This is a genomic window from Methylocystis sp. S23 (assembly GCF_054106005.1).
On the sequence record NZ_CM134185.1, the window covers coordinates 288,068 to 308,034 of the forward strand.

17 protein-coding genes are annotated in these 19,967 nt (G+C 65.9%); 1 reads left to right on the forward strand and 16 read right to left on the reverse strand.

What is annotated here, in order from left to right:
- The first annotated feature begins 56 nt into the window (after nt 1-56).
- A complete protein-coding gene (locus ACV7JP_RS01400; RefSeq protein WP_457797502.1) occupies nt 57-1,388 on the forward strand; it encodes an AmpG family muropeptide MFS transporter in 1,332 nt (443 codons plus the stop codon).
- Between the two features lie 229 nt (nt 1,389-1,617).
- Here the strand turns inward: ACV7JP_RS01400 and ACV7JP_RS01405 are convergent, their stop codons facing one another.
- From ACV7JP_RS01405 to ACV7JP_RS01480, 16 genes are all read right to left on the reverse strand, one after another.
- Nucleotides 1,618-3,048: an amino acid permease gene (locus ACV7JP_RS01405; RefSeq protein WP_457797503.1), complete on the reverse strand. Its 1,431-nt coding sequence runs from the start codon at nt 3,046-3,048 to the stop codon at nt 1,618-1,620.
- Between the two features lie 131 nt (nt 3,049-3,179).
- Entirely contained in the window at nt 3,180-4,319 is a 1,140-nt protein-coding gene (gene lpxB / locus ACV7JP_RS01410; protein WP_457797504.1) for a lipid-A-disaccharide synthase, read from the reverse strand.
- Nucleotides 4,316-5,116, reverse strand: coding sequence for an acyl-ACP--UDP-N-acetylglucosamine O-acyltransferase (lpxA, locus tag ACV7JP_RS01415; RefSeq protein ID WP_457797505.1), 801 nt, complete (start codon nt 5,114-5,116; stop codon nt 4,316-4,318). The genes lpxB and lpxA overlap by 4 nt, the downstream gene beginning before the upstream one ends.
- Nucleotides 5,117-5,138: 22 nt before the next feature.
- Nucleotides 5,139-5,603 (reverse strand): 3-hydroxyacyl-ACP dehydratase FabZ, encoded by a 465-nt coding sequence (gene fabZ, locus ACV7JP_RS01420; RefSeq protein WP_457797506.1) that lies wholly within the window; start codon nt 5,601-5,603, stop codon nt 5,139-5,141.
- A 50-nt stretch (nt 5,604-5,653) separates the two neighbouring features.
- On the reverse strand, nt 5,654-6,715 hold the full coding sequence (gene lpxD / locus ACV7JP_RS01425) for a UDP-3-O-(3-hydroxymyristoyl)glucosamine N-acyltransferase (protein ID WP_457797507.1): 1,062 nt from the start codon (nt 6,713-6,715) through the stop codon (nt 5,654-5,656).
- A 73-nt stretch (nt 6,716-6,788) separates the two neighbouring features.
- A complete protein-coding gene (bamA, locus tag ACV7JP_RS01430) occupies nt 6,789-9,284 on the reverse strand; it encodes an outer membrane protein assembly factor BamA (RefSeq protein ID WP_457797508.1) in 2,496 nt (831 codons plus the stop codon).
- 288 nt (nt 9,285-9,572) lie between these two features.
- The gene (locus ACV7JP_RS01435; protein ID WP_457799009.1) at nt 9,573-10,712 is read right to left on the reverse strand and encodes a M50 family metallopeptidase; all 1,140 of its coding nucleotides are present in this window, start codon (nt 10,710-10,712) and stop codon (nt 9,573-9,575) included.
- 76 nt (nt 10,713-10,788) lie between these two features.
- On the reverse strand, nt 10,789-12,021 hold the full coding sequence (dxr, locus tag ACV7JP_RS01440; protein WP_457797509.1) for a 1-deoxy-D-xylulose-5-phosphate reductoisomerase: 1,233 nt from the start codon (nt 12,019-12,021) through the stop codon (nt 10,789-10,791).
- A 7-nt stretch (nt 12,022-12,028) separates the two neighbouring features.
- On the reverse strand, nt 12,029-12,883 hold the full coding sequence (locus ACV7JP_RS01445; protein WP_457797510.1) for a phosphatidate cytidylyltransferase: 855 nt from the start codon (nt 12,881-12,883) through the stop codon (nt 12,029-12,031).
- 13 nt (nt 12,884-12,896) lie between these two features.
- On the reverse strand, nt 12,897-13,673 hold the full coding sequence (locus ACV7JP_RS01450) for an isoprenyl transferase (RefSeq protein ID WP_457799010.1): 777 nt from the start codon (nt 13,671-13,673) through the stop codon (nt 12,897-12,899).
- 80 nt (nt 13,674-13,753) lie between these two features.
- On the reverse strand, nt 13,754-14,314 hold the full coding sequence (gene frr / locus ACV7JP_RS01455; protein ID WP_457797511.1) for a ribosome recycling factor: 561 nt from the start codon (nt 14,312-14,314) through the stop codon (nt 13,754-13,756).
- Nucleotides 14,315-14,466: 152 nt separating this feature from the next.
- Nucleotides 14,467-15,192 (reverse strand): UMP kinase, encoded by a 726-nt coding sequence (pyrH, locus tag ACV7JP_RS01460; RefSeq protein WP_457797512.1) that lies wholly within the window; start codon nt 15,190-15,192, stop codon nt 14,467-14,469.
- A 97-nt stretch (nt 15,193-15,289) separates the two neighbouring features.
- A complete protein-coding gene (locus ACV7JP_RS01465) occupies nt 15,290-16,186 on the reverse strand; it encodes an SDR family oxidoreductase (RefSeq protein ID WP_457799011.1) in 897 nt (298 codons plus the stop codon).
- A 211-nt stretch (nt 16,187-16,397) separates the two neighbouring features.
- The gene (locus ACV7JP_RS01470; RefSeq protein WP_457797513.1) at nt 16,398-16,808 is read right to left on the reverse strand and encodes a hypothetical protein; all 411 of its coding nucleotides are present in this window, start codon (nt 16,806-16,808) and stop codon (nt 16,398-16,400) included.
- Between the two features lie 789 nt (nt 16,809-17,597).
- Nucleotides 17,598-18,524, reverse strand: coding sequence for a translation elongation factor Ts (gene tsf, locus ACV7JP_RS01475; RefSeq protein WP_457797514.1), 927 nt, complete (start codon nt 18,522-18,524; stop codon nt 17,598-17,600).
- Nucleotides 18,525-18,659: 135 nt separating this feature from the next.
- The gene (locus ACV7JP_RS01480; protein ID WP_457797515.1) at nt 18,660-19,676 is read right to left on the reverse strand and encodes a 30S ribosomal protein S2; all 1,017 of its coding nucleotides are present in this window, start codon (nt 19,674-19,676) and stop codon (nt 18,660-18,662) included.
- Nucleotides 19,677-19,967: the final 291 nt, after the last annotated feature.

Consider the following 19,967-nt stretch of genomic DNA (forward strand, 5'->3'; position numbering starts at 1 on the left):
TGGTTTACGCTCACGCTTCGGCCGCCGCGCCGGCCATAACGAAGTGAGAGGCCGCCTTGCACGACATCGCCGCGCCTTCCGACAAGACCGCCTTCCTCGCCCATCTGAAGAACGACCCGCGCCGCATCGGCGCCGCCGTCGCGCTGGGCTTTTCGACCGGCCTCCCGTTCCTGCTGGTCTACAGCACGCAGTCGGCCTGGCTCTACGAGGCCAAGGTCCCGATCGAGACCATCGGACTCCTGAGCGAGATGACGCTCGCCTACAAGTTCAAATGGGTCTGGGCGCCTTTTCTCGACGAATATGACGCGCCGTTTTTCTCGAAGCTTCTCGGGCGCCGGCGCGGCTGGATCGTCGTCTCGCAGATCGCCACGATTCTCGCGCTGATCGGCGTCGCCTATGGCGACCCGGGGAACTGGCTCGCTTGGACGGCGCTCTTTTCCTTCGCGCTCGGAATCGCCGGCGCGACGCAGGACATCACCGTGGACGGCTGGCGCATCACCGTGGCGCCGAAGGAGAAACTCGCCTTCATGACGTCGGTCGCGGAGATGGGCTATCGCGTGGGGACGCTCGCGGCGGGCGCGGGCGCGCTATACGTTGCGAATTTCTATGGCTGGCGCGTCGCCTATCTCTGCATGGCGGCGATCATGCTCGTCGGACTCGCCGCCGCCTTCCTGGCGCCGGAGCCGCCTTCGGATCTGGTGCCGCATCGCGAACGGCCGGACTTCCTCTTCACCGTCACCGAGCCCATCAAGGAGCTTTGGCGCCGGCTCGGACCGATGGCGCTCGCCATTCTCCTTCTCATCGCGGGCTTCCGCATGCCGGGCTATGTCTCCGGCGCCATGGCCATGCCGCTCTTCAAGAGCCTGAATTTTTCCGAGGCGGACATCGCGACCGTCACCAAGGTTTTCGGCTTCTGGATCGCCCTCGCCGGCACGCTGCTCGCCGGTCTCGTCGTGCGCCGCTTCGGGATGACGACGAGCCTCCTGATCGGCACGATCGCCGGCTCGGCCTCGCATCTCTCGCTCGCCTGGCTCGCGGCGCATGGCCGCGACTTCACGGATTTCGCCGTCGCCGTCGGCGTCGACGGGTTCGCCTACGCCTTCGCGCAGGTGGTGCTGATCATCTACATGTCGTCGCTGGTTTCGACCGAATTCGCGACCAGCCAATATGCGCTGCTCACCTCGCTCTGCGCCCTGCCCGGCAGCCTGCTCGCCGGCGCGTCCGGCTTCATCATCAAGGAAACCGGCTTCCCGGCCTTTTTCGTCGGGACGTCGCTGATGGGCCTTCCCGTCGCGATTCTCGCCTGGTGGGTCTGGCGCGAGCAGGAGCGCTTGGGCGGCGGCGTCCTCGCGGAGACAAGCCCGGAGCGCGCGGCGGAGACGGATTGATTTCCCTCTCCCCGCGCGCGAGGAGAAGGCCAGGGCGTCGGGCGAACAACACTCTCTCGGACCTTAGCCCCCATACCTCCCCTTTACGGGGAGACCGGCGGTCGAAGACCGCCGGGTGGGGTTTATCGCCGCCATAACATTGGTTGGATGTGACTCCACCCGGCCCTGCTTCGCAGAGCCGCCCTCCCCCGTAAGGGGGAAGGATTTTTCTCGCGAGCCGCGCGCCGTATCATCGCCTCGCATGGTTGATTCCGTAGAACATGTAGATGGCGAGGCCCAGTCCCGTCCAGACCAGCAGCCGGAGCCAGGTGTCGAGCGGCAGCGCGACCATGAGCGCAAGGCAGGACAGAATGCCGAGGATCGGCATCACCGGAATGCCGGGGGCGCGGAAGGGACGGTGCAGCTCGGGATGCGATCTGCGCAGATAAATGACCGCGATGCAGACGAGCGCGAAAGCCGCCAGCGTGCCGATGCTCACCATCTCGCCGAGAATGTCGATCGGCAGCAGGCCGGCGGCGAGCGCCACCACGACGCCGACCAGCAACTGGCTTACGGCCGGCGTGCGATAGCGGCTGTGCAGCCTCGCGAAGACGGGCGGCAGCAGCCCGTCATGCGCCATCGTGAAGAAAATGCGCGTCTGGCCGTAGAGCAGCGCGAGAATGGCCGTCGTCAAGCCCGCAAGCGCGCCGAGCTTCACCACCCAGGCGAGCCAGGACACGCCTGTGCGGTCCGAGACCAGCGCCATCGGATCCGGCACGCCGAGCTCCTTGTAGTTCACGACGCCGGTCGCGACCGCCGCGACCGCGACGTAGAGGATCGTGCAGATGATGAGCGAACCGACAATGCCGATGGGGACGTCGCGTTGCGGCGTATGCGCCTCCTGCGCCGCGGTCGAGACCGAGTCGAAGCCGACATAAGCGAAGAAGACGACCGACGCGCCGCGCGCCACGCCGCTCCAGCCGAAGACGCCGAACTCGCCGGCGTTCTCCGGGATCAAAGGCGTCCAGTTGGCGACGTTCACATGCGCCGCGCCGAAGGCGATCACCATCAGCACGACGATGACCTTCAAGGCGACGATGACATTGTTGAACAGCGTCGACTCGCTCGTGCCGCGCACGAGCAGCAAGGTCAGCAGCAAGACGACGCCGGCCGCCGGAACGTTGAAGAATCCGTTCGGCGAAGCGAGATAGGCGCTGGTGAATTCCGGCGGGACATGGATTCCCAGCCCCTGCATCACGCGGTTGAAATAGCCCGCCCAGCCGACCGCGACGGTCGCGGCGCCGGCGGCGTATTCCAGCACGAGATTCCAGCCGATGATCCAGGCGAAAATCTCGCCGAGCGTGACATAGGTGTAGGTATAGGCGCTCCCCGATACGGGAATGAGCGCGGCGAGCTCCGCGTAGCACAGCGCGACGAAGGCGCAGGCGAGACCCGACAGGATGAAGGAAACCATCACGCCCGGTCCGGCGTAATTGGCGGCCGCCGTGCCGGTGAGCACGAAAATGCCCGCGCCGATAATGCCGCCAATGCCGAGCGCCATCAAGGACGCCCAGCCGAGCGCGCGCTTCAGTCCGTCGCCGTCCTTCCCGGCGTCATGCGCCGCTATGATGGCGACGACGGATTTGCGCGTGAGATAAAGCTTTCTCGCGACGTCGGACAAGAGCGTCTGCCTTTCGCAAATGCGCGGCGCAAGGGAGCGCGGCCACGCGGGGCGTTCGCGCCGATTATGGTTGCGGCGCATAAAGATACAAGCGGAAAAGCCTCGACGCGGCTGTGCGTCCGCACACGCCGTCAGGCGCGGCCGTCCCGGACATATTCCAGCACGATTTTGGCCGCGCGCGCGCTGGGATTGCTTCCGGCTTCGGTCAGTCTTTCGCGAACGCGGGCGAGCGCCGCGCGCTGCGCCTCACGCGCCGGACCGCCTGTGAGGAGCGGCGCGAGGGCGCCGGCGAGCGCATGCGGCGTCGCCTCCTCCTGCAGAAATTCGGGAACCGCATTCTCGCCGATGACGAGATTGGGCAACACGATCGAGTGAACGTCGATGAGAAAGCGCAGCCAGGATTCCATTCGCGAAACGCGATAGGCGACCGCCATGGGCGTATCCGCAAGGGCAAGCTCCAGCGTCGCGACGCCCGACGTGACGAGCGCCGCGCGCGCCTGCCGAAAAGCCGGAAATTTTTCGGATTGCGCGAGGAGACGTGGCTCGCACGGCCAGAAGCGCAGCGCCTCGCGCAAGGCCGTCTCCATATTCGGCGCCACGGGAATGGCGACCTCGAGCGCCGGATGATCGCGCAGGAGCAGAGCGAGCGTCCGCCCATAAAGCGCCGTCATGCGTTCGACCTCGGCGAGGCGCGAGCCGGGAAGAACGAGCAGGAGCGGTTTCCCGGCGCGCGCGTCGTCGGGCGCAAGTTCCTCCAAATGCTCGACCAGCGGATGGCCGACATAGACGCAGCGCGGCCCGCCGAGCCGCGCATGGGCGGCCGGCTCGAAAGGCAGCAGCGCGAGCACGCAATCGACATAAGCGCGCATCTTTCTCGCGCGGCCCGGCCGCCACGCCCAGACCGTGGGGCTGACATAGTCGATGATCGGCAGATCGGGAAGCGCGCGGCGCACCTTGCGCGCGACGCGATGCGTGAAATCCGGCGCATCGACGATGACGAGGCAATCGGGCTTCGCCTTCAGCACGGCGCGCGCCGTCTCGTCAATGCGCGCGAGAAGCGCCGGCAGGCGCGCAATGACCGGCGCCAGGCCCATCACCGCGATGTCCGCCATGGGAAAAAGGGAAGCGAGCCCTTCCCGCGCCATCGCCGCGCCGCCGACGCCGGAGAAGGCGACGCCGCTACGCGCGTCGCGCAAGGCGCGCATGAGAGACGCGCCCAGGACATCGCCGGAAGCCTCTCCGGCGATGATGAAAATATGCGGCGCCCTCACGCCGGTTCGCCGCGCGCGCGCGGCGCGCAAAGCGGTCGCCGCGCGGGGGCGCGGAGAAAGGAGACGATCTCGGCGATATCGGGGTCCGCCGCACTGGCGGCGGCGTCTTCGACGCGCTCGCTCAAGGCGCGCCCGCCGGCGGCGAGGAAAAGCCGGCGATAAGCCTCCCGCAATCGCGCAACGCGCTCGGGGGAAAAGCCCCGCCGGCGTAGACCCACGACATTGATCCCAAAAAGATGCGCGCGATTGCCGCCGGCGAGTCCGAAGGGGATCACGTCGCCTTCGACGCCAGCCAGTCCGCCGATGAAGGCGTGCGCGCCGATCCGCACATTCTGATGCACGGCCGTCCCACCGCCGATCGACGCATGATCGCCGATCTCGACATGGCCGCCGAGCAGCGCCTGGTTGGCCAGAACGACGCCGTCGCCGAGAAGGCAATCATGCGCGACATGCGAATAGGCGAGAAAGGCGCAGCCGGCGCCGATGCGCGTGCCGGCGCCCACGCCCGAATTGATGGTGACGCCCTCGCGAATGACGCAGTCCGCGCCGATCGTCACGCTGCCTTCGGCGAGCGCGGCCTTCAAGTCCTGCGACGGCGTCCCGATGGAGACGAAAGGAAATATCCGCGCGCGCGCGCCGATCGTGGCGCGGCCGGCGATGACGACATGCGATTGCAGCTTCGAATTCGCGCCGATCTCGACCTCGGCGCCGATATGGCAGAAGGGGCCGATGAGGACGCCGTCATGCAAATGGGCGCCTGCTTCGACGATCGCTGTCGGATGAACCGTGGTTCTCATCTTGCGCGCCGCCGCGCCGGCCTCAAACGCCCATCATCGCGCTGATCTGCGCCTCGCAGACGAGCGCGCCGTCGACCGTCGCCCTGCCCTGATACCACCAGATGTTCCGCTTCTGCGCGGTCTTGGTCATGCGAAACTCGACGCGGTCGCCGGGGGTCACGGGCTTACGGAACTTCGCGCCGTCGATCGTCATGAAATAAACGAGCTTGGGACGCTCCACCTGTCCCTGCGCGCGCATGACGATCACGCCGGCGGTCTGGGCCATGGCCTCGACGAGCAGCACGCCGGGCATCACCGGCCGCTCCGGAAAATGCCCCATGAATTGCGGCTCGTTGACCGTGACGTTCTTGACGCCGACGCAGGACTCGTCGCCGCGAATGTCGATGATGCGGTCCACGAGCAGAAATGGATAGCGATGCGGCAGGCTGCGCATGATTTCGAGAATATCGGCGCTTTCCAGCGTCGCGCCAGCTTCCGTTCCAGACATTGTCTCCCCCTTTCGCGAGTCGGGCGTCTGCCGCGCCCCTTGGGGGTCTTTTATATCGCCTCGTCGGGCTTGTCGCGTCGCGCCATCCTGTCAAGCAGCGCCTCGGCCCGCAGGAAGCGGCGCAACGGGCGCGCGGGCGCGCCGCCATAGCGGGCGCCGGGCGGCACGTCGCGCATCACGCCCGACTTCGCCGCGACCGCCGCTCCCTCGCCGATCGTCAGATGGCCCGCAATCGCCGATTGGCCGCCGAGCGCCACATAGTCGCCGATCACGCTGGAGCCGGCGACGCCCGCCTGCGCGACGATGGCGCAGAAGCGGCCGATGACGACATTGTGGGCGATCTGCACGAGATTGTCGATTTTCGTGCCCTCGCCGATGATCGTGTCGCGCGTCGCGCCCCGGTCGATCGTGGCGTTCGCGCCGATTTCGACGTCGTCCTGCACGATGACGCGGCCGAGCTGGGGCGTCTTGAGCCAGCCCTTGTCGCCCCTGGCGAAGCCGAAACCGTCCTGACCGAGCCTCGCGCCCGGATGGATGATGACGCGGTCGCCGATGAGAGAGCAGATGACGCTCGCCAGCGCGCCGATGGAGCAGTCGCGGCCGATGCGGACATTGGGGCCGATCGCCGCCTGAGGGCCGATGATCGTGCCCGCGCCGATCTCGGCGCCCGGGCCGATAAAGGCTCCCGGATCGACGATCACGCCCGGCTCGAGCCGCGCCTCCGGATGCACGACGGCGCCGGGCGATACGCCGGTGGCGCGAAAGAGCGATTCAGGCCGCAAGGCGTTCGGAAAGAGCTGCGCGGCGGCGAGCGCCATGGCGCGCTGGGGATCGCCGACGAGAAGCCCGGTGATGCGCTCAGGCAGCAGATGCGCGTGACGCGGCCGGATGAAGCAGGCGGTCGCCCGACAGGAGGCAAGTTCCCTCGCATAGCGCGGGGAGGCGAAAAAGCAGAGATCGCCATTATGTCCGGCGGCGAGAGGCGCGACGCCCGTAATGACGGCGGCGGCCTCCGGCGGCGCGGCGGCCGCATGAATCGCGGCGCCGGCAAGCTCGGCGATTTCCGCGACCGTGTAAGGGCGAGAGAGGTGAAAGAAGGCCGCCACGCTCATGCGAGCCGCTCGCCCAATGCCGGACAGATTGAGGCGCGCCGGACGCAATGCGCCCGGCGCGCCGCGATGCGCATCAGAAGTTGGTGCCGCCGGTGAAGCGGAAATTCTGCGTGATGTCCTGCGGGGCCTTGGAGGTCACGACCGCATAGTCGAAGCGGATCGGACCCATGGGAGAGTTCCACAGCACCGAGGCGCCGACGGAGGAACGCAAGCGGAATTCGTTCGACGCGGGCACGACGCAGGTTCCCTGGCCGAAGGCCGCTTGCGGCGTATAGGCCGCGAGACAGGTCACGTTCGGGATTGTCGGCAGGTTGTTGCTGAAGTTCGTGCGGCCCTGGAAATTCCAGAGGCTGCCGGCGTCCGCGAACAGAGCGCCCCTCAGACCCAGATCCTTGGGCAGGCCCCATAGCGGGAACTGCACTTCGAGCGAGCCGCCAATATAGTTGGAGCCGCCGAGCGAGTTGCCGTAACGCGAATTATAGGTCGTGAAGATGTTCGAGTCGCGCGGACCGATGCCGCCCGGCGCGAAGCCGCGAACCAGGCTCGGACCCAGGTTGAAATTGTCCTGGATGCGGGGCGTGTAGCCGCCGAACGCCGTCAGGTCGCCGCCCTGCAGGCGGGCGATGCCGACCACGTCGTCGAGATAGGGGATCTCGTGGAAGTAGCGGATGTCGCCGGTCGTGCGGAGGTAGCGCGAATAGCCGCCGAGACCCGCCGCGTCCTGGCTGAAATTGACGAGCCAGCCATTATGCGGGTTCCGAAAGTTGTCGATCGTCGTGTAGTTCAGCGAATAGCCGATCTGGGAGGTCACGATCGTGCCTTGCGACTCCTTGATCGCCAAAGACGCTTCGCCATTCGACTGACAGTTGTAGAACAGGTTCGGATAGCCGGCCGCCATCGGGAAGAAGGGCGAGAAGCCGGGCGTCACCGCCGTCGGAATGATACAGTCGTTATACGGCTTGTCGTTCGAGTTCGGGATCGAGATCGTGGTCTGATAGATGGAGTAGCGCGGCGAGAAGCTCAACTCGTCGGTGACCGGGATGCCGAAGCGAACCGTGCCGCCGATCGAGGTCGAGCTGTAGATCGAGTAGTTATAGGCGTCCTGCCGGCGCGCGAAGACGTCGAAGCCCGCGGAGATGCGCTGGTCGAGGAAGTAAGGCTCGGTGAAGCTGAACGTCACGCCGCGCGCGATCTGGCCGGCCTGCACCGACAGGCGCACCGCCTGGCCGCGGCCCATGAAGTTGCTTTCCGAAACCGAGACTTCCGCGATGAAGCCCTGGTTCGTGGAATAGCCGCCCGAGACGCCGAAATTGCCGGTGGGCTGATCCTCGACATCGACATTGACGATCACGCGATCGGGCGACGAGCCCGGCTCGTTGGTGATCTTGACCTTCTTGAAGTAGCCGAGGCCGTTGAGGCGGCGCTCGGCGCGATCGATGAGGACGCGGTTGTAGGCGTCGCCCTCGCCAATGTCGAACTCGCGCCGAATCACATAATCGCGCGTGCGCGTGTTGCCGCGTATATTGATGCGCTCGATATAGACGCGCGGACCCTCGTCCAGCACGAAGCGGATCGCCACCGTCTGGGCGGCCGGATTGCGCTCGCCGCGCGGGCGGGCCTGGGTGAAGGCGTAGCCCTTCCTGGCGACCTCGCGGGTCAGCGACTCGACCGACTTCTCGACGGCGTCGCCGTTATAAACGTCGCCGGGCGAGAGATGCAGAGCGTCCTGCAGCGCGGCTCCGTCGACATCCGGCAGATGCGACTCCACCTCGACCGAGGAGACGCGATATTGCGGGCCTTCTTCGACGACGATGGTGATGATGTAGCCCTGCTGGGCGGGATCATATTGGGCGTCCGAGCTCACGACGCGGAAGTCCGCGTAGCCGTTCTTCAGATAGAAGCGGCGAACGAGCTCGAGATCGCCGGCGACGCGGTCGGGATCGTACACGTCGCTCGTCTTGAAGAACGACATGAAATTCATCTCGGTCGACTCCATCAGGCCGACGAGGCGGCGGTTGGAGTAGACATTGTTGCCGACGAACCGGATCTCCTTGATGCCGGTCTTGTCGCCTTCGACGACGGTGAAGACGACGTCGACGCGGCCATTGGGCAGCTCGACGGTGCGATAGGAGACCTTCACGGCGGCGCGGCCGGCGCGGCGATAGATTTCGGTCAGGCGCGCGACGTCGGCCTCCGCGACCTGCGGATTGAAGGCGCCGCGGGACTTGGTGCGCAGCTCGGGCTCGAGATTCTCGGTCTTGACCTTGCTGTTCCCCTCGATCACCACGCGGTTGATCTGATTGCCCTCGGTCACGCGGATGATGACGTCGCCGCCCTTGCGGCTTGCGGAAACCGTGGCGAAGCGGCCGCTTTCGCGCAGCGCCTCGAGCCCCTTGTCGATTTCGGCGGGGCTCGTGCCGGTGAAATAGGAGCGGATCGTCTCCGCGTCGGCGCGGGTGTTGCCCTGGACGATGATGCCCGCCGCGGCCGGCGCGGAAAACGCCACCATTGCCGCCAACGCGACGATCAGAAGTGACGAAGATTTCCAAATGCCGCTGATGGATTGCATGTAAAGCTGGTCCTCGTCGCAACTTCGCCGCCCGGAGCGCGGCGCGAATTCATTCATTCCACGCGGACGAACCGCGCCATTCCGGGTTCGCCGAATCTTCTACAGGGTTTAAACACCCCTGCAAATCGAGAATAAAATCTGTTCGCTCAATTTGTCGAAGGCGTGGCGTCAAAGCCACGATTCATGGTCAGCGCTTGGTTAACCGACCCCAAACAGCGTCAATAAAATTGCAAAAACCGCGGCGCGCGGCCGCGGTTTCGCCATAATCCGCCTTGAGCCGGACCAAGCTCAGGACGCGCCGCCGGCCAGCCGCTGAACAAGGCGGGCGATGTCGTTATAGGTGGAGAAGATCATCAGCACGCCGACCATGGCCAGCCCGACGCGGAAGGCGACTTCCTGGGCGCGCTCGTTGAGCGCGCGGCCGCGGACCGCCTCGATGCCGAAGAACAGCAGATGGCCGCCGTCGAGGAGCGGAACCGGCATCAGATTGAGCAGGCCGATCGACACGGAGAGGATGGCGATGAGGTTGAGGAAGGGCGCGAGCCCGACCTTGGTCGCCGCCTGCGCCATCTGGCCGGAAATCTGCGCGATGCCGATCGGACCGGAAAGCTGGTCGGCGCTCTCGCGGCCGGAGATCAGGCCGGCGACATAGACGCCGGTGCGACGCACGACCTGCCAGGTCTCTTCAATCGCCATGCCCAGCGACTCGACCGGGCCGTAGCGCTCCTCATGCACATCGGCCGGCGCCGTCGAGGCCTTGAGGCCGAGCATGCCGATGCGGACCTTGCCGGCCGCGCTCTCGACCTCGCGCCAGGCGGGCGTCGCCCGGATGGTCACGTCCCGGTCATTGCGGCGGACCACGAAGACGAGCTTCGTATTGGCGGAAACCGAAACGATTTCCTGCACTTTGGAGAAGGTCGGGATCGGCGCGCCGTCGATCGTCAGCACCAGGTCGCCGGGCATGAAGCCCGCCGCCTCGCCGACGCCGCCGGCGACCACCGAGCCAATGCGCGGCGCGAGCACAGTGCGTCCGTAAAAGGCGAACAGGCCCGCGAAAATGGCGATGGCGAGCAGAAAATTGGCGAAGGGGCCGGCGAAGACGATGGCCGAACGCTTCCAGACCGGCTGGGCGGCGAAAGTCACGGCGCGCTCGGCGGCGGGCATGGACCCCACCGCGTCCGGGTCCGGAACGCTGGCGCCATTGGCGTCGCCATGGAACTTCACATAGCCGCCCAGCGGAATGGCCGCGATGCGCCAGCGCGTGCCGTGGCGGTCGATCCTGGCCCAAAGCTCGGGACCGAAGCCGATGGAAAAGGCGTCCACCTGGACCCCGCACCAGCGCCCGACGATGAAGTGGCCGTATTCATGGATGAAGACAACCACGCTCAGGACGATGACGAACGGGATCACGTAGGTTGCAAAGGTCATCAACAGATCCAGCACGGTCTCGCCTCCAACGCTCCACTCGGGCCAAGACCCGCGCCGACGTGAGGCGTGGGTTTGGTTACTGAAGCGTTAACATGCCCGAAGGCGCGTCAACGGCCAAGACGGCCCGGGACCTTTCTCTGACAATATGGTCAACGCCGAGCGCTTCCTCAACGCTGTCAGGCGCTTGCGCATATCCGTCGCGCAGCGCGGCCTCGCAGGCCTCGGCCACGTGCCGGGCGATCCCGGAGAAGGAGATCCGGCGATCGAGGAAGGCTTCGACGGCGATTTCATTCGCCGCGTTAAGGACATTGGTCAGGCCGCCGCCATGCGCCAGCGCGTCGAGGGCCAGCTTCAGCGCCGGAAAGCGCTCGAAATCAGGGGCTTCGAAGGTCAGCGTCGCGATTTTCGCGAAATCCAGCCGCGGCGCGGGGGTGGCGAGGCGGTCCGGATAGCCCAGGCAATGGGCGATCGGCACGCGCATGTCCGGCGGCGCCATGCCCGCGGTGACGGAGCCGTCCGAAAAGGCGACGAGGCCGTGGACGATGGATTGCGGGTGGACGACCACCTCGAGCTTCTCCGCCGGCACGCCGAAGAGATGGTGCGCCTCGATGAGTTCCAGGCCCTTGTTCATCATGCCGGCCGAGTCGACCGTGATCTTCGGACCCATCGCCCAGTTCGGGTGATTGAGCGCCTCCTCGACCGTCGCCGCGGCGATGCGCTCCCTGCTCCAGGTGCGGAACGGGCCGCCCGAGGCGGTGACGATCATGCGCTCGATCCGGGACGGATCCTCCCCGCCGAGCGCCTGGAAAATGGCGTTGTGCTCGCTGTCCACGGGCAGGAGCCGCGCCTGCGTCTCCTTCGCCGTGCGCATGAAGGGCGCGCCGGCGCAGACGAGGCATTCCTTGTTGGCGAGCGCCACGTCGCGCCCCGCGGAAAGCGCCGCGTGGGTGGGCTCGACGCCGGCGGCGCCGACAATGGCGGACACGACGAGGTCCGCCTCGCGCAGCGCCGCTTCGATGATCGCCTCGCGGCCGGCGGCGACCTGGATATTGGTCCCGGCGAGAGCGTCCTTCAGTTCGGAATAGGCGCTCTCGTCCCGGATCGCCGCAAACTCCGCCTTGGTGCGGCGGGCGACGTCGGCCAGCGCCTTGGCGTCCCGTCCCCCCGCGACGGCGGAAACGGAAAAGCCTTCGGGATCGCGCGCCAGCAGATCGACCGTGGAGCGGCCGACGGAGCCCGTCGCGCCCAACAGGACGATACGACGCGGGGCCTTCGCGCGGCCGTTGGAATGTCCGTTCTTCGAAGCCATCAGTCCGTCACCAGAAAAAGAGGTTCGCCGCCGCCGACGGGTTTCCTCTCGCCAATCCGAGCGCCGCGGCGAAAGCGCAGGCGAAGATGAATCCGTCCAGGCGGTCCATCACGCCGCCATGGCCGGGAATGAGCTGGCTCGAATCCTTGACGCCGAAGCGGCGCTTGACCGAAGATTCGAACAGGTCGCCCGTCTGTGAGATGGCGGCCGCGGCCAGCGCGACCAGGAAGGTCCCCACGCTCGCAAGCGGCGGGCCACCCCCAAAATAGGCCGTCGCCAGCCCGAGAAACGCGCCGCTCACCACGCCCGTGATCGTGCCGGACCAGGTTTTTCCGGCGGAGACGCGCGGCCAAAGCTTCGGTCCGCCGATCAGCCTGCCGCCGAAATAGGCAAAAACATCCGTGCCCCACACGATGGAGAAGAGAAAAGCGATGGCGAGCAGGCCGAAATCCGGCGACTCCCGCAGCCAGCAAGCCGAAAAGGCCAGGACGCCGGAATAGGCCACGCCGGCGGCGGCCCAGAGGCGCCGTTCCGGTCCCGCAAGAATGGCGGCGACGCCCGCGAAAGCGGCGACTTCCAGCGCCGCCACGCCGGCAAGCCCCGCGCGACCGAAGGCGGCGGCGGCCGCGACGGCGGCCCCGCCGGCGACGACCCGCGCCATGCGCCGCTCGCCGCCGATAAGCCCCTGCCACTCCCAATTCACCGCGAAGCCGGCGAGGAGCCAGAAAAAGGCGAAGACGTCCCCCCCGACATAGAGGGTGAAAATCGCGGCCGCGATCAGGACGACGGCCGACGCGACCCGCGGGCCGAGATCGGCGAAGCCGCCCTTGGCGGCGGCTTTCTTCTCGACCGCCTCGCTCATGACGACGCCTCGCTCATGACGCCGTCTTGGCGCTGCGCGGCGGTTCGACGCGGCCGAAGCGCCGCTCGCGATGCGCATATTCCTGAAGCGCGGCGATCATGGCGGCGCGGTCGAAATCCGGCCAAAGGATCGGCAGGAAGACGAATTCCGCATAAGCGGCCTGCCATAGCAGGAAATTCGACAGGCGCTGCTCGCCGGAGGTGCGGATGATGAGGTCGGGGTCCGGTATGTCGGCCGTGTCGAGCCGCGCGGCGATGGCCGCCGCGTCGATGTCCTGCGGCTTGAGGCGGCCCTCGGCCACCATTTCCGCCAGCGCGCGGGCCGCGGCGGCGATTTCCTGCCGGGAGCCGTAATTGAAGGCGACGACAAGCGTCAGGCCCGTATTGGCCTGCGTCACCTGCTCCGCCTCCTTGAGGAGATCGGCGATTTCCGGCGCGAGATCGTCCCTGGCGCCGATCACGCGCACCCGCACATTATTGGCGTGAAGCTCGGCGAGGTCATTGCGGATGAAGCGGTGCAGCAGGCCCAGAAGGCTCTGCACCTCCTCGCGCGGCCGCGACCAGTTCTCGGCCGAGAAGGAATAGACCGTGAGATAGGAAATCTTGAGGTCGATCGCGGCGCGCACCGCCCGGCGCAGGGCCTCCACCCCACGGCGATGGCCTTCGAAACGCGGCAGGCCGCGGGCGGCGGCCCAGCGGCCATTGCCGTCCATGATCAGCGCGACATGGCGCGGAGCCGGCTGAATGCCGAGTGCGGTCGCCGCCATTTCGAGAAAATCGCCTTCCGCCATCATTGCATTCCGAATCGCCGGCCGATCTTAGCAAAGGAGGCGGGCGCGCGCTGTCGCGCTCGATTGGTCGCTTGAAAGAGCTAGACCTGCATAATTTCCTTTTCCTTGGCGGCCAGCGCGGCGTCGATCTCCTTCACCGCCTCGTCGGTCGCCTTCTGGACCTCGGTCTCGTGCCGCTTCTCGTCATCCTCGGGGATGGCGTGATCCTTGAGGAGCTTCTTTAGAATGTCGATGCCGTCCCGGCGGACATGGCGGACGGCGACGCGCGCCTCCTCCGCGTATTTATGCGCGACCTTCACCAGCTCCTTGCGGCGCTGCTCGTTCAGCTCCGGCATGCGGATGCGCAGCGTCTGGCCCTCGACGGTCGGCTGCAGGCCGAGATTGGCCTCGCGTATCGCCTTGTCGACGGCGATGACCAGCGCCTTGTCCCATACCTGCACGGAGAGCATGCGCGGCTCCGGCACGCTGACGGTCGCGACCTGATTGAGGGGCGAAACCTGGCCATAGGCGTCGACATGCACCGGATCGAGAAGGCTCGCCGCGGCGCGGCCCGTGCGCAGGCCGCCGAATTCATGCTTCAGCGTCGCGATGGCGCCCTGCATGCGGCGCTTCAAATCGGCGAGATCGAATTTATCCGTCATGATCTCCGTAACCTGTCTTTTCGCCGCCGGCGCGGCAAGCGCGCGCGGGGCGGCGATCCATTCCACCGGAACCCGCGATACGCTTCGGTCCGCGAAGCGAGGAGTCCCTTATGGCATGTTTTTTGGTTCGCGCGCCAGAAAGAGGCGCGCAATTAAGGCGCAACGAGAGTTGAGCGCCCCCCGCCGGAAAGAACCGAGGCGATGGCCCCGGGCTCCGCGATCGAGAACACAATAATGGGTATCTTGTTCTCCCGCGCAAGCGCGAAGGCGGCGGTGTCCATCACGGCGAGGTTCCGGGCGATGGCCTCGTCATGGGTCAGGCGGTCATAGCGCTTGGCCGACGGGTCGCGCTTGGGGTCGGCCGTATAGACCCCGTCGACCTGCGTCGCCTTGAGCACGGCGTCGGCGGAAAGCTCGGCGGCGCGCAGCACCGCCCCGGTGTCGGTGGTGAAGAAGGGATTGCCGGTGCCGCCGGCCGCGATCACCACGCGGCCCTTGTTGAGATGATGCAGCGCGGCGCGGCGCGAGAAGGATTCGCAGAGCGCCGGCATGGGAATGGCGGAGAGGCAGCGGGCCGGCCGCCCCTGCATCTCGATCGCCTGCTCCAGCGCGAGACCGTTCATCACGGTCGCGAGCATCCCGATCGAGTCCGCGCGGGCGCGCTCAATGCCCGTATCCGCCCCCTTGATGCCGCGGAAGAAGTTTCCCCCGCCCACGACGACCGCGACTTCATGGCCGGCCTCGGAGGCCGTGGCGAGATCCTTGGCGATGCGCGCCAGCGTGCCGGCGTCAAGGCCATGCGACGACGCGCCCTGCAGCGCCTCGCCCGAAAGCTTCACGACCACGCGTTTGTATCGGCTCGATGCGTGATCGGTCATGACGGGTCTCTTTGCTGGCTTGGGCGGGGCGCAATCTACATACGAATGACGCGCCGCCCCCGCAAGTGACCCTCGTCACGCCCGGCTGAACAAAGGGTTACGGCCCGACCTCCCCGCCCGTCGCGCCGAAGACCTGGCCCGTCGCGTAGCTCGACTCGGTCGACGCCAGCAGAACATAGAGCGGCGCGATCTCCGCCGGCTGGCCCGGCCGGCCGAGCGGCGTGTCGCCGCCGAACTGCGTGAGATGCTCCTGCGTCTGCCCGCCCGAGGGCTGGAGCGGCGTCCAGAACGGCCCCGGCGCGACGGCGTTGACGCGAATGCCCTTGGAGGCGAGCTGCTTGGCGAGGCCCCAGGTGAAATTCATGACGCCCGCCTTGGTCACCGCATAATCGAGCAGATGCTGCGAGGACTGATAGGCGGTGATCGAGGTCGTGTTGATGATGGCCGAGCCGGGCCGCATATGCGGGATCGCCGCCTTGGTGATCCAGAACAGCGCATAGAGATTGGTGCGGAAGGTCCAGTCGAGGTCCTCCGTCGTGATCTCCAGGATGGATTCATGCACATGCTGGCGGGCGGCGTTATTGACGAGAATGTCGAGCCCGCCGAGCGCGTTCACCGCGTCCTCGACGAGCCGCTTGCAGAACATTTCATCTCGAATGTCGCCCGGGAGCGGCGCGGCCTTTCCGCCGGCGTCGCGGATCAGCGCGGCGACCTCCTGCGCGTCCGGCTCCTCATCAGGCAAATAGTTGATCGCGACATCCGCCCCTTCGCGGGCGAAGGCGATCGCCGCCGCGCGGCCGATGCCGGAATCGCCGCCGGTGATCAGCGCCTTGCGCCCCGCGAGCCGCCCCGACCCGCGATAGCTCCTCTCGCCATGATCCGGGATCGGCCGCATCTTGCAAGCCAGCCCCGGCCAGGGCTGAGGCTGCTTCTCGAAGGGGGGCTTGGGATAGAGTTCGCGCGGATCCTTCAGCCCGTCCGCCTGCGTGTCCATCGCCGGCAAGGGCGCTTCGTTTTCTATGCCATGAACCGAGACATTTTCCTGGATGGTTTCTTGAACCGACTGTTGCTGCGCAGCCATGACAAACCTCCCGGCGCCCGCCAGTGGGGCGAAACGCGGGGGGAAAGGAATTGTTTCGCATGGGCGCGGCCGCGACAGGCGCGGCGATGAGGCTGGAATGAATGACGCCCGCTAGGTCCGACTGTCACGGACCTATTGCGCCGATCATGCTCTCCAGCCTCGCCAGCGCTTCGTCGGAGACGCCGGCCTTTTTCCCCCATTCGCGCGCGGCCTCGGCCTTTTCATGCGCATGCGACGCGCGGCCCGCCCCCAACAGCGCTTTCGTCAGGCGTTCGTAAAAGGAGAAGCGAAAGCTCGCGGAAATGTCTTCGGAAAGAAGCCGCTCGGCTCGCATCATCAGATCCGCTCCAAGCATTGCGTATTCCGGGTTCACAACGACTTTCGCCGTTCCGGACGGCGAAACGACATCGCCTTCGATGAGCGGGAAGGCGATCCGGAGCAAGGATTGCAAATCGTCTCCGGCCAATCCGGCAAGTTTCTCCGCATAGGCGCGGGCCTCGCTCTCGCAGTCGCCACGCCTGACCAGAACCAGCAATTTCTGACCGCTCTGACTCAGGAAATTCGAACGTTAGCCAAGTCTCTCTTCGATCACCCACTTTTGGGTGCTTGTTTGATTTACAAGAGCCATAAACTGCCCTTGCACCGTCCATAACAGCTACATCGATCCTCTGAAGAGAATCCGACCAAGAAAATCGCCATACAATAATAAATGAATCATTCACATCAAGAACGATAGAATTACCTCCCTTTTATCAATCTTACGGAATTAACTGATCGACTAAAATCAGCGCCAGTCTCTTGTATTGTTTGAGAAAAAGCTTGCGATTTTGCAAAAACAACAAACACATACAGAACAAAAAGCCAAAGCCGCATCTTACCCCTCCAAAAAAGCGTCTCTCGTGCAACAAGGCATAACTTAATAAGCGATTAAATTGACGTCAACAAATAAAATTGCAACAATCCAACGTATAATTATTTCGTTAATGGAGAACAGTTTACGCGCTTATCAGAAGGCTTTTTGCGGCGGGATTTACTCGATCGACATCATCCACGCCGCCAATCCCGCAGCTCGCATCACGGGCGTCGGCGCCCATAACGGGCCCAAGATCGCACAAACAAAAAGGCGGACGCAGCGCCTGCATCCGCCCTCATCCACTCCTTGCTCACGCGCGGTCGGGTTCCGTTTGATTCATTCTCGTGCGCCTTCATTGCGAGCGGAGCGAAGCAATCCAGAGCCGTGATGACGCCCCTGGATTGCTTCGTCGCTTCGCTCCTCGCAATGACGGCGCGAGCATTGTCGCGAAGCAATCAGGCGGAAACCGTATTACCCCTTCGCAGCCGCCGCGACCTCCGCCGCGAAGTCGCTCGTCTGCTTCTCGATGCCTTCGCCAAGCGCATAGCGAACGAAACCCTTGATGGCGATCGGGGCGCCGGCCTTGCCTTCCAGCTCCTTCACGGCCTGAGCGACGGTCTTGCCGTTATGCTCCGGATGGTTCGAGGGCTGGTCGAGCAGGCAGACTTCCTTGGCGAAGGTCTTGATGCCGGACTCGACGATCTTGGCGAGCACGTTGTCGGGCTTGCCGGCGTTCTTCTCGCGCAGCAGGTTGGCCTCGCGCTCCACGACCGCCGGGTCGAGGCCGGACGCGTCCAGCGCCTGCGGATTGGCGGAAGCGACATGCATGGCGATCTCGCGGGCAAGCTTGGCCAGCACTTCCTTGTCGCCGGTCGATTCCAGCGCGACGATCACCGCGATCTTGCCCTGGCCGTCGACCACCTGGCCGTGCACGTAGCGGCCGACGACGCCGTCGCCCACCGTCAGCGACGCAGCGCGGCGCAGCGTCAGATTCTCGCCGATCGTGGCGATGGCGCTGGTGACGTTCTCGGCCACCGTGCCGCCGCCGGGATAGCCTTCGGCGGCGAGCGCCGCCGCGTCGGTCTTGCCGCTCTTCAGCGCGACCTCGGCGATGTTCCTCACGAGCGTCTGGAAGTCGGCGTTGCGCGAGACGAAGTCGGTCTCGGAGTTCACCTCGACGACGACGCCGGTCTTGTCGCCGGTCAGCGCGGCAACGAGGCCCTCGGCGGCGACGCGGTCGGCCTTCTTGGCGGCCTTGGAGAGGCCCTTCTTGCGCAGCCAGTCGACCGCGGCCTCGAATTCGCCGTCGGTCGCGGTCAGCGCGGCCTTGCAGTCCATCATGCCGGCGCCGGTGCTTTCGCGCAGTTCCTTGACGAGGGCGGCGGTAATCGTGGCCATGTTGAAATCCTTCTGTTTCGCCGTGCGGAAGCGCGTCGGACCGCGGCTTCCCGGGCTCTCGGGGCGTTTATTGCGACGGGCGCCGGCTCAGTGAGAGCCGGCGCCCGAGGTAGAAGCGGAAGATGACAGTCAGGCTTACGCGGACAGCAGCGCGCGCGCCTGATCGATCCAGCCGTCGCGGGCGATGCGGCCGTTGAGCTTGAGTTCCGAGTCGACCTTCTCGACATCCGCCGGCGTCATCGCGGCAAGCTGCCAATAGTGAAAGACGCCGGCGTCGTTCAGCTTCTTGACGAGCTGCGGGCCGACGCCGTTGAGCTTGGCGAGATCGTCCGGCGCGCCGCGCGGGGCGGCGAGCAGCTCGAAGGCCTCCGCCGACTCATAGGCCTCGCCGGCCTCCGAAGCCGCCACGGCCGGCTCGGCTTCCGGCGATTCCGACGCGCCGAGATCGACGCCCAGCGCGCCCTGGCTGCGCCCGATGCCGTCGATCGCCGCCTTGGCGACGAGGTCGCAATAGAGCGCGATGGCCCGGCCGGCGTCGTCATTGCCCGGGATCGGATAGCTGACGCCGTCCGGATCGCAATTGGTGTCGAGGATCGCAACGACCGGGATCTTGAGGCGGTTCGCCTCCTTGATCGCCAGTTGCTCCTTATTGGTGTCGATGACGAAGATCAGGTCCGGCGTGCCGCCCATGTCCTTGATGCCGCCGAGCGCCTTTTCGAGCTTGTCGCGCTCGCGCGTCAGCAGCAGGCGCTCTTTCTTGGTGACGCCCTGGGCGCCGGCGGAGAGCAGTTCGTCGAGCTTGCGCAGGCGGTTGATCGAGCCGGAAATGGTCTTCCAATTCGTCAGCGTGCCGCCGAGCCAGCGGGAATTGATGTAATATTGCGCGCTGCGCCTGGCGGCGTCGGCGATCTGGTCCTGGGCCTGGCGCTTGGTGCCGACGAAGAGGACGCGGCCGCCCTTGGCCACCGTGTCCGAGACCGTCTTCAGCGCCTGGTGCAGCAGCGGCACGGTCTGGGCGAGGTCGATGATGTGGATGTTGTTGCGCGCGCCGAAAATATAGGGAGCCATCTTCGGGTTCCAGCGATGCGCCTGGTGGCCGAAGTGCGCGCCCGCCTCGAGAAGGCCGCGCATGGTGAAGTCAGGAAGCGCCATTTTTCTTTTCTCCGGTTGAGCCTCGGCGAAAGCAAGGTAAGAGGCCGGAAGCCGGCCACCGGAAACGACGTCTTAGATCAGACGCCGCATGACCTTCGCCTGTGGAATGCGCCGGCTTATATGCGAAGCGCCGGAAAGGAGCAAGGGGTCGCCGCCCGCCCGCGGAAGGGCCTCCGGCGGGGCCGGAAGGGCGCGCGCCGACAAGGATCAAGAAAGTCGGCCGGAGAGTGGCGCCACAGAAGGCGTCGCCCCATCCAATCTTTCTATATTGCGACGCAAAAAATTTTCCGC

Excerpts from the sequence above, each read along its gene's own strand:
- lpxA (WP_457797505.1), bottom strand. The coding sequence starts at position 5,116 with ATGAGAACCACGGTTCATCCGACAGCGATCGTCGAAGCAGGCGCCCAT.
- fabZ (WP_457797506.1), bottom strand. The coding sequence starts at position 5,603 with ATGTCTGGAACGGAAGCTGGCGCGACGCTGGAAAGCGCCGATATTCTC.
- lpxD (WP_457797507.1), bottom strand. The coding sequence starts at position 6,715 with ATGAGCGTGGCGGCCTTCTTTCACCTCTCTCGCCCTTACACGGTCGCG.
- bamA (WP_457797508.1), bottom strand. The coding sequence starts at position 9,284 with ATGCAATCCATCAGCGGCATTTGGAAATCTTCGTCACTTCTGATCGTC.
- ACV7JP_RS01435 (WP_457799009.1), bottom strand. The coding sequence starts at position 10,712 with ATGACCTTTGCAACCTACGTGATCCCGTTCGTCATCGTCCTGAGCGTG.
- dxr (WP_457797509.1), bottom strand. The coding sequence starts at position 12,021 with ATGGCTTCGAAGAACGGACATTCCAACGGCCGCGCGAAGGCCCCGCGT.
- ACV7JP_RS01445 (WP_457797510.1), bottom strand. The coding sequence starts at position 12,883 with ATGAGCGAGGCGGTCGAGAAGAAAGCCGCCGCCAAGGGCGGCTTCGCC.
- ACV7JP_RS01450 (WP_457799010.1), bottom strand. The coding sequence starts at position 13,673 with ATGGCGGAAGGCGATTTTCTCGAAATGGCGGCGACCGCACTCGGCATT.
- frr (WP_457797511.1), bottom strand. The coding sequence starts at position 14,314 with ATGACGGATAAATTCGATCTCGCCGATTTGAAGCGCCGCATGCAGGGC.
- pyrH (WP_457797512.1), bottom strand. The coding sequence starts at position 15,192 with ATGACCGATCACGCATCGAGCCGATACAAACGCGTGGTCGTGAAGCTT.
- ACV7JP_RS01465 (WP_457799011.1), bottom strand. The coding sequence starts at position 16,186 with ATGGACACGCAGGCGGACGGGCTGAAGGATCCGCGCGAACTCTATCCC.
- tsf (WP_457797514.1), bottom strand. The coding sequence starts at position 18,524 with ATGGCCACGATTACCGCCGCCCTCGTCAAGGAACTGCGCGAAAGCACC.
- ACV7JP_RS01480 (WP_457797515.1), bottom strand. The coding sequence starts at position 19,676 with ATGGCGCTTCCTGACTTCACCATGCGCGGCCTTCTCGAGGCGGGCGCG.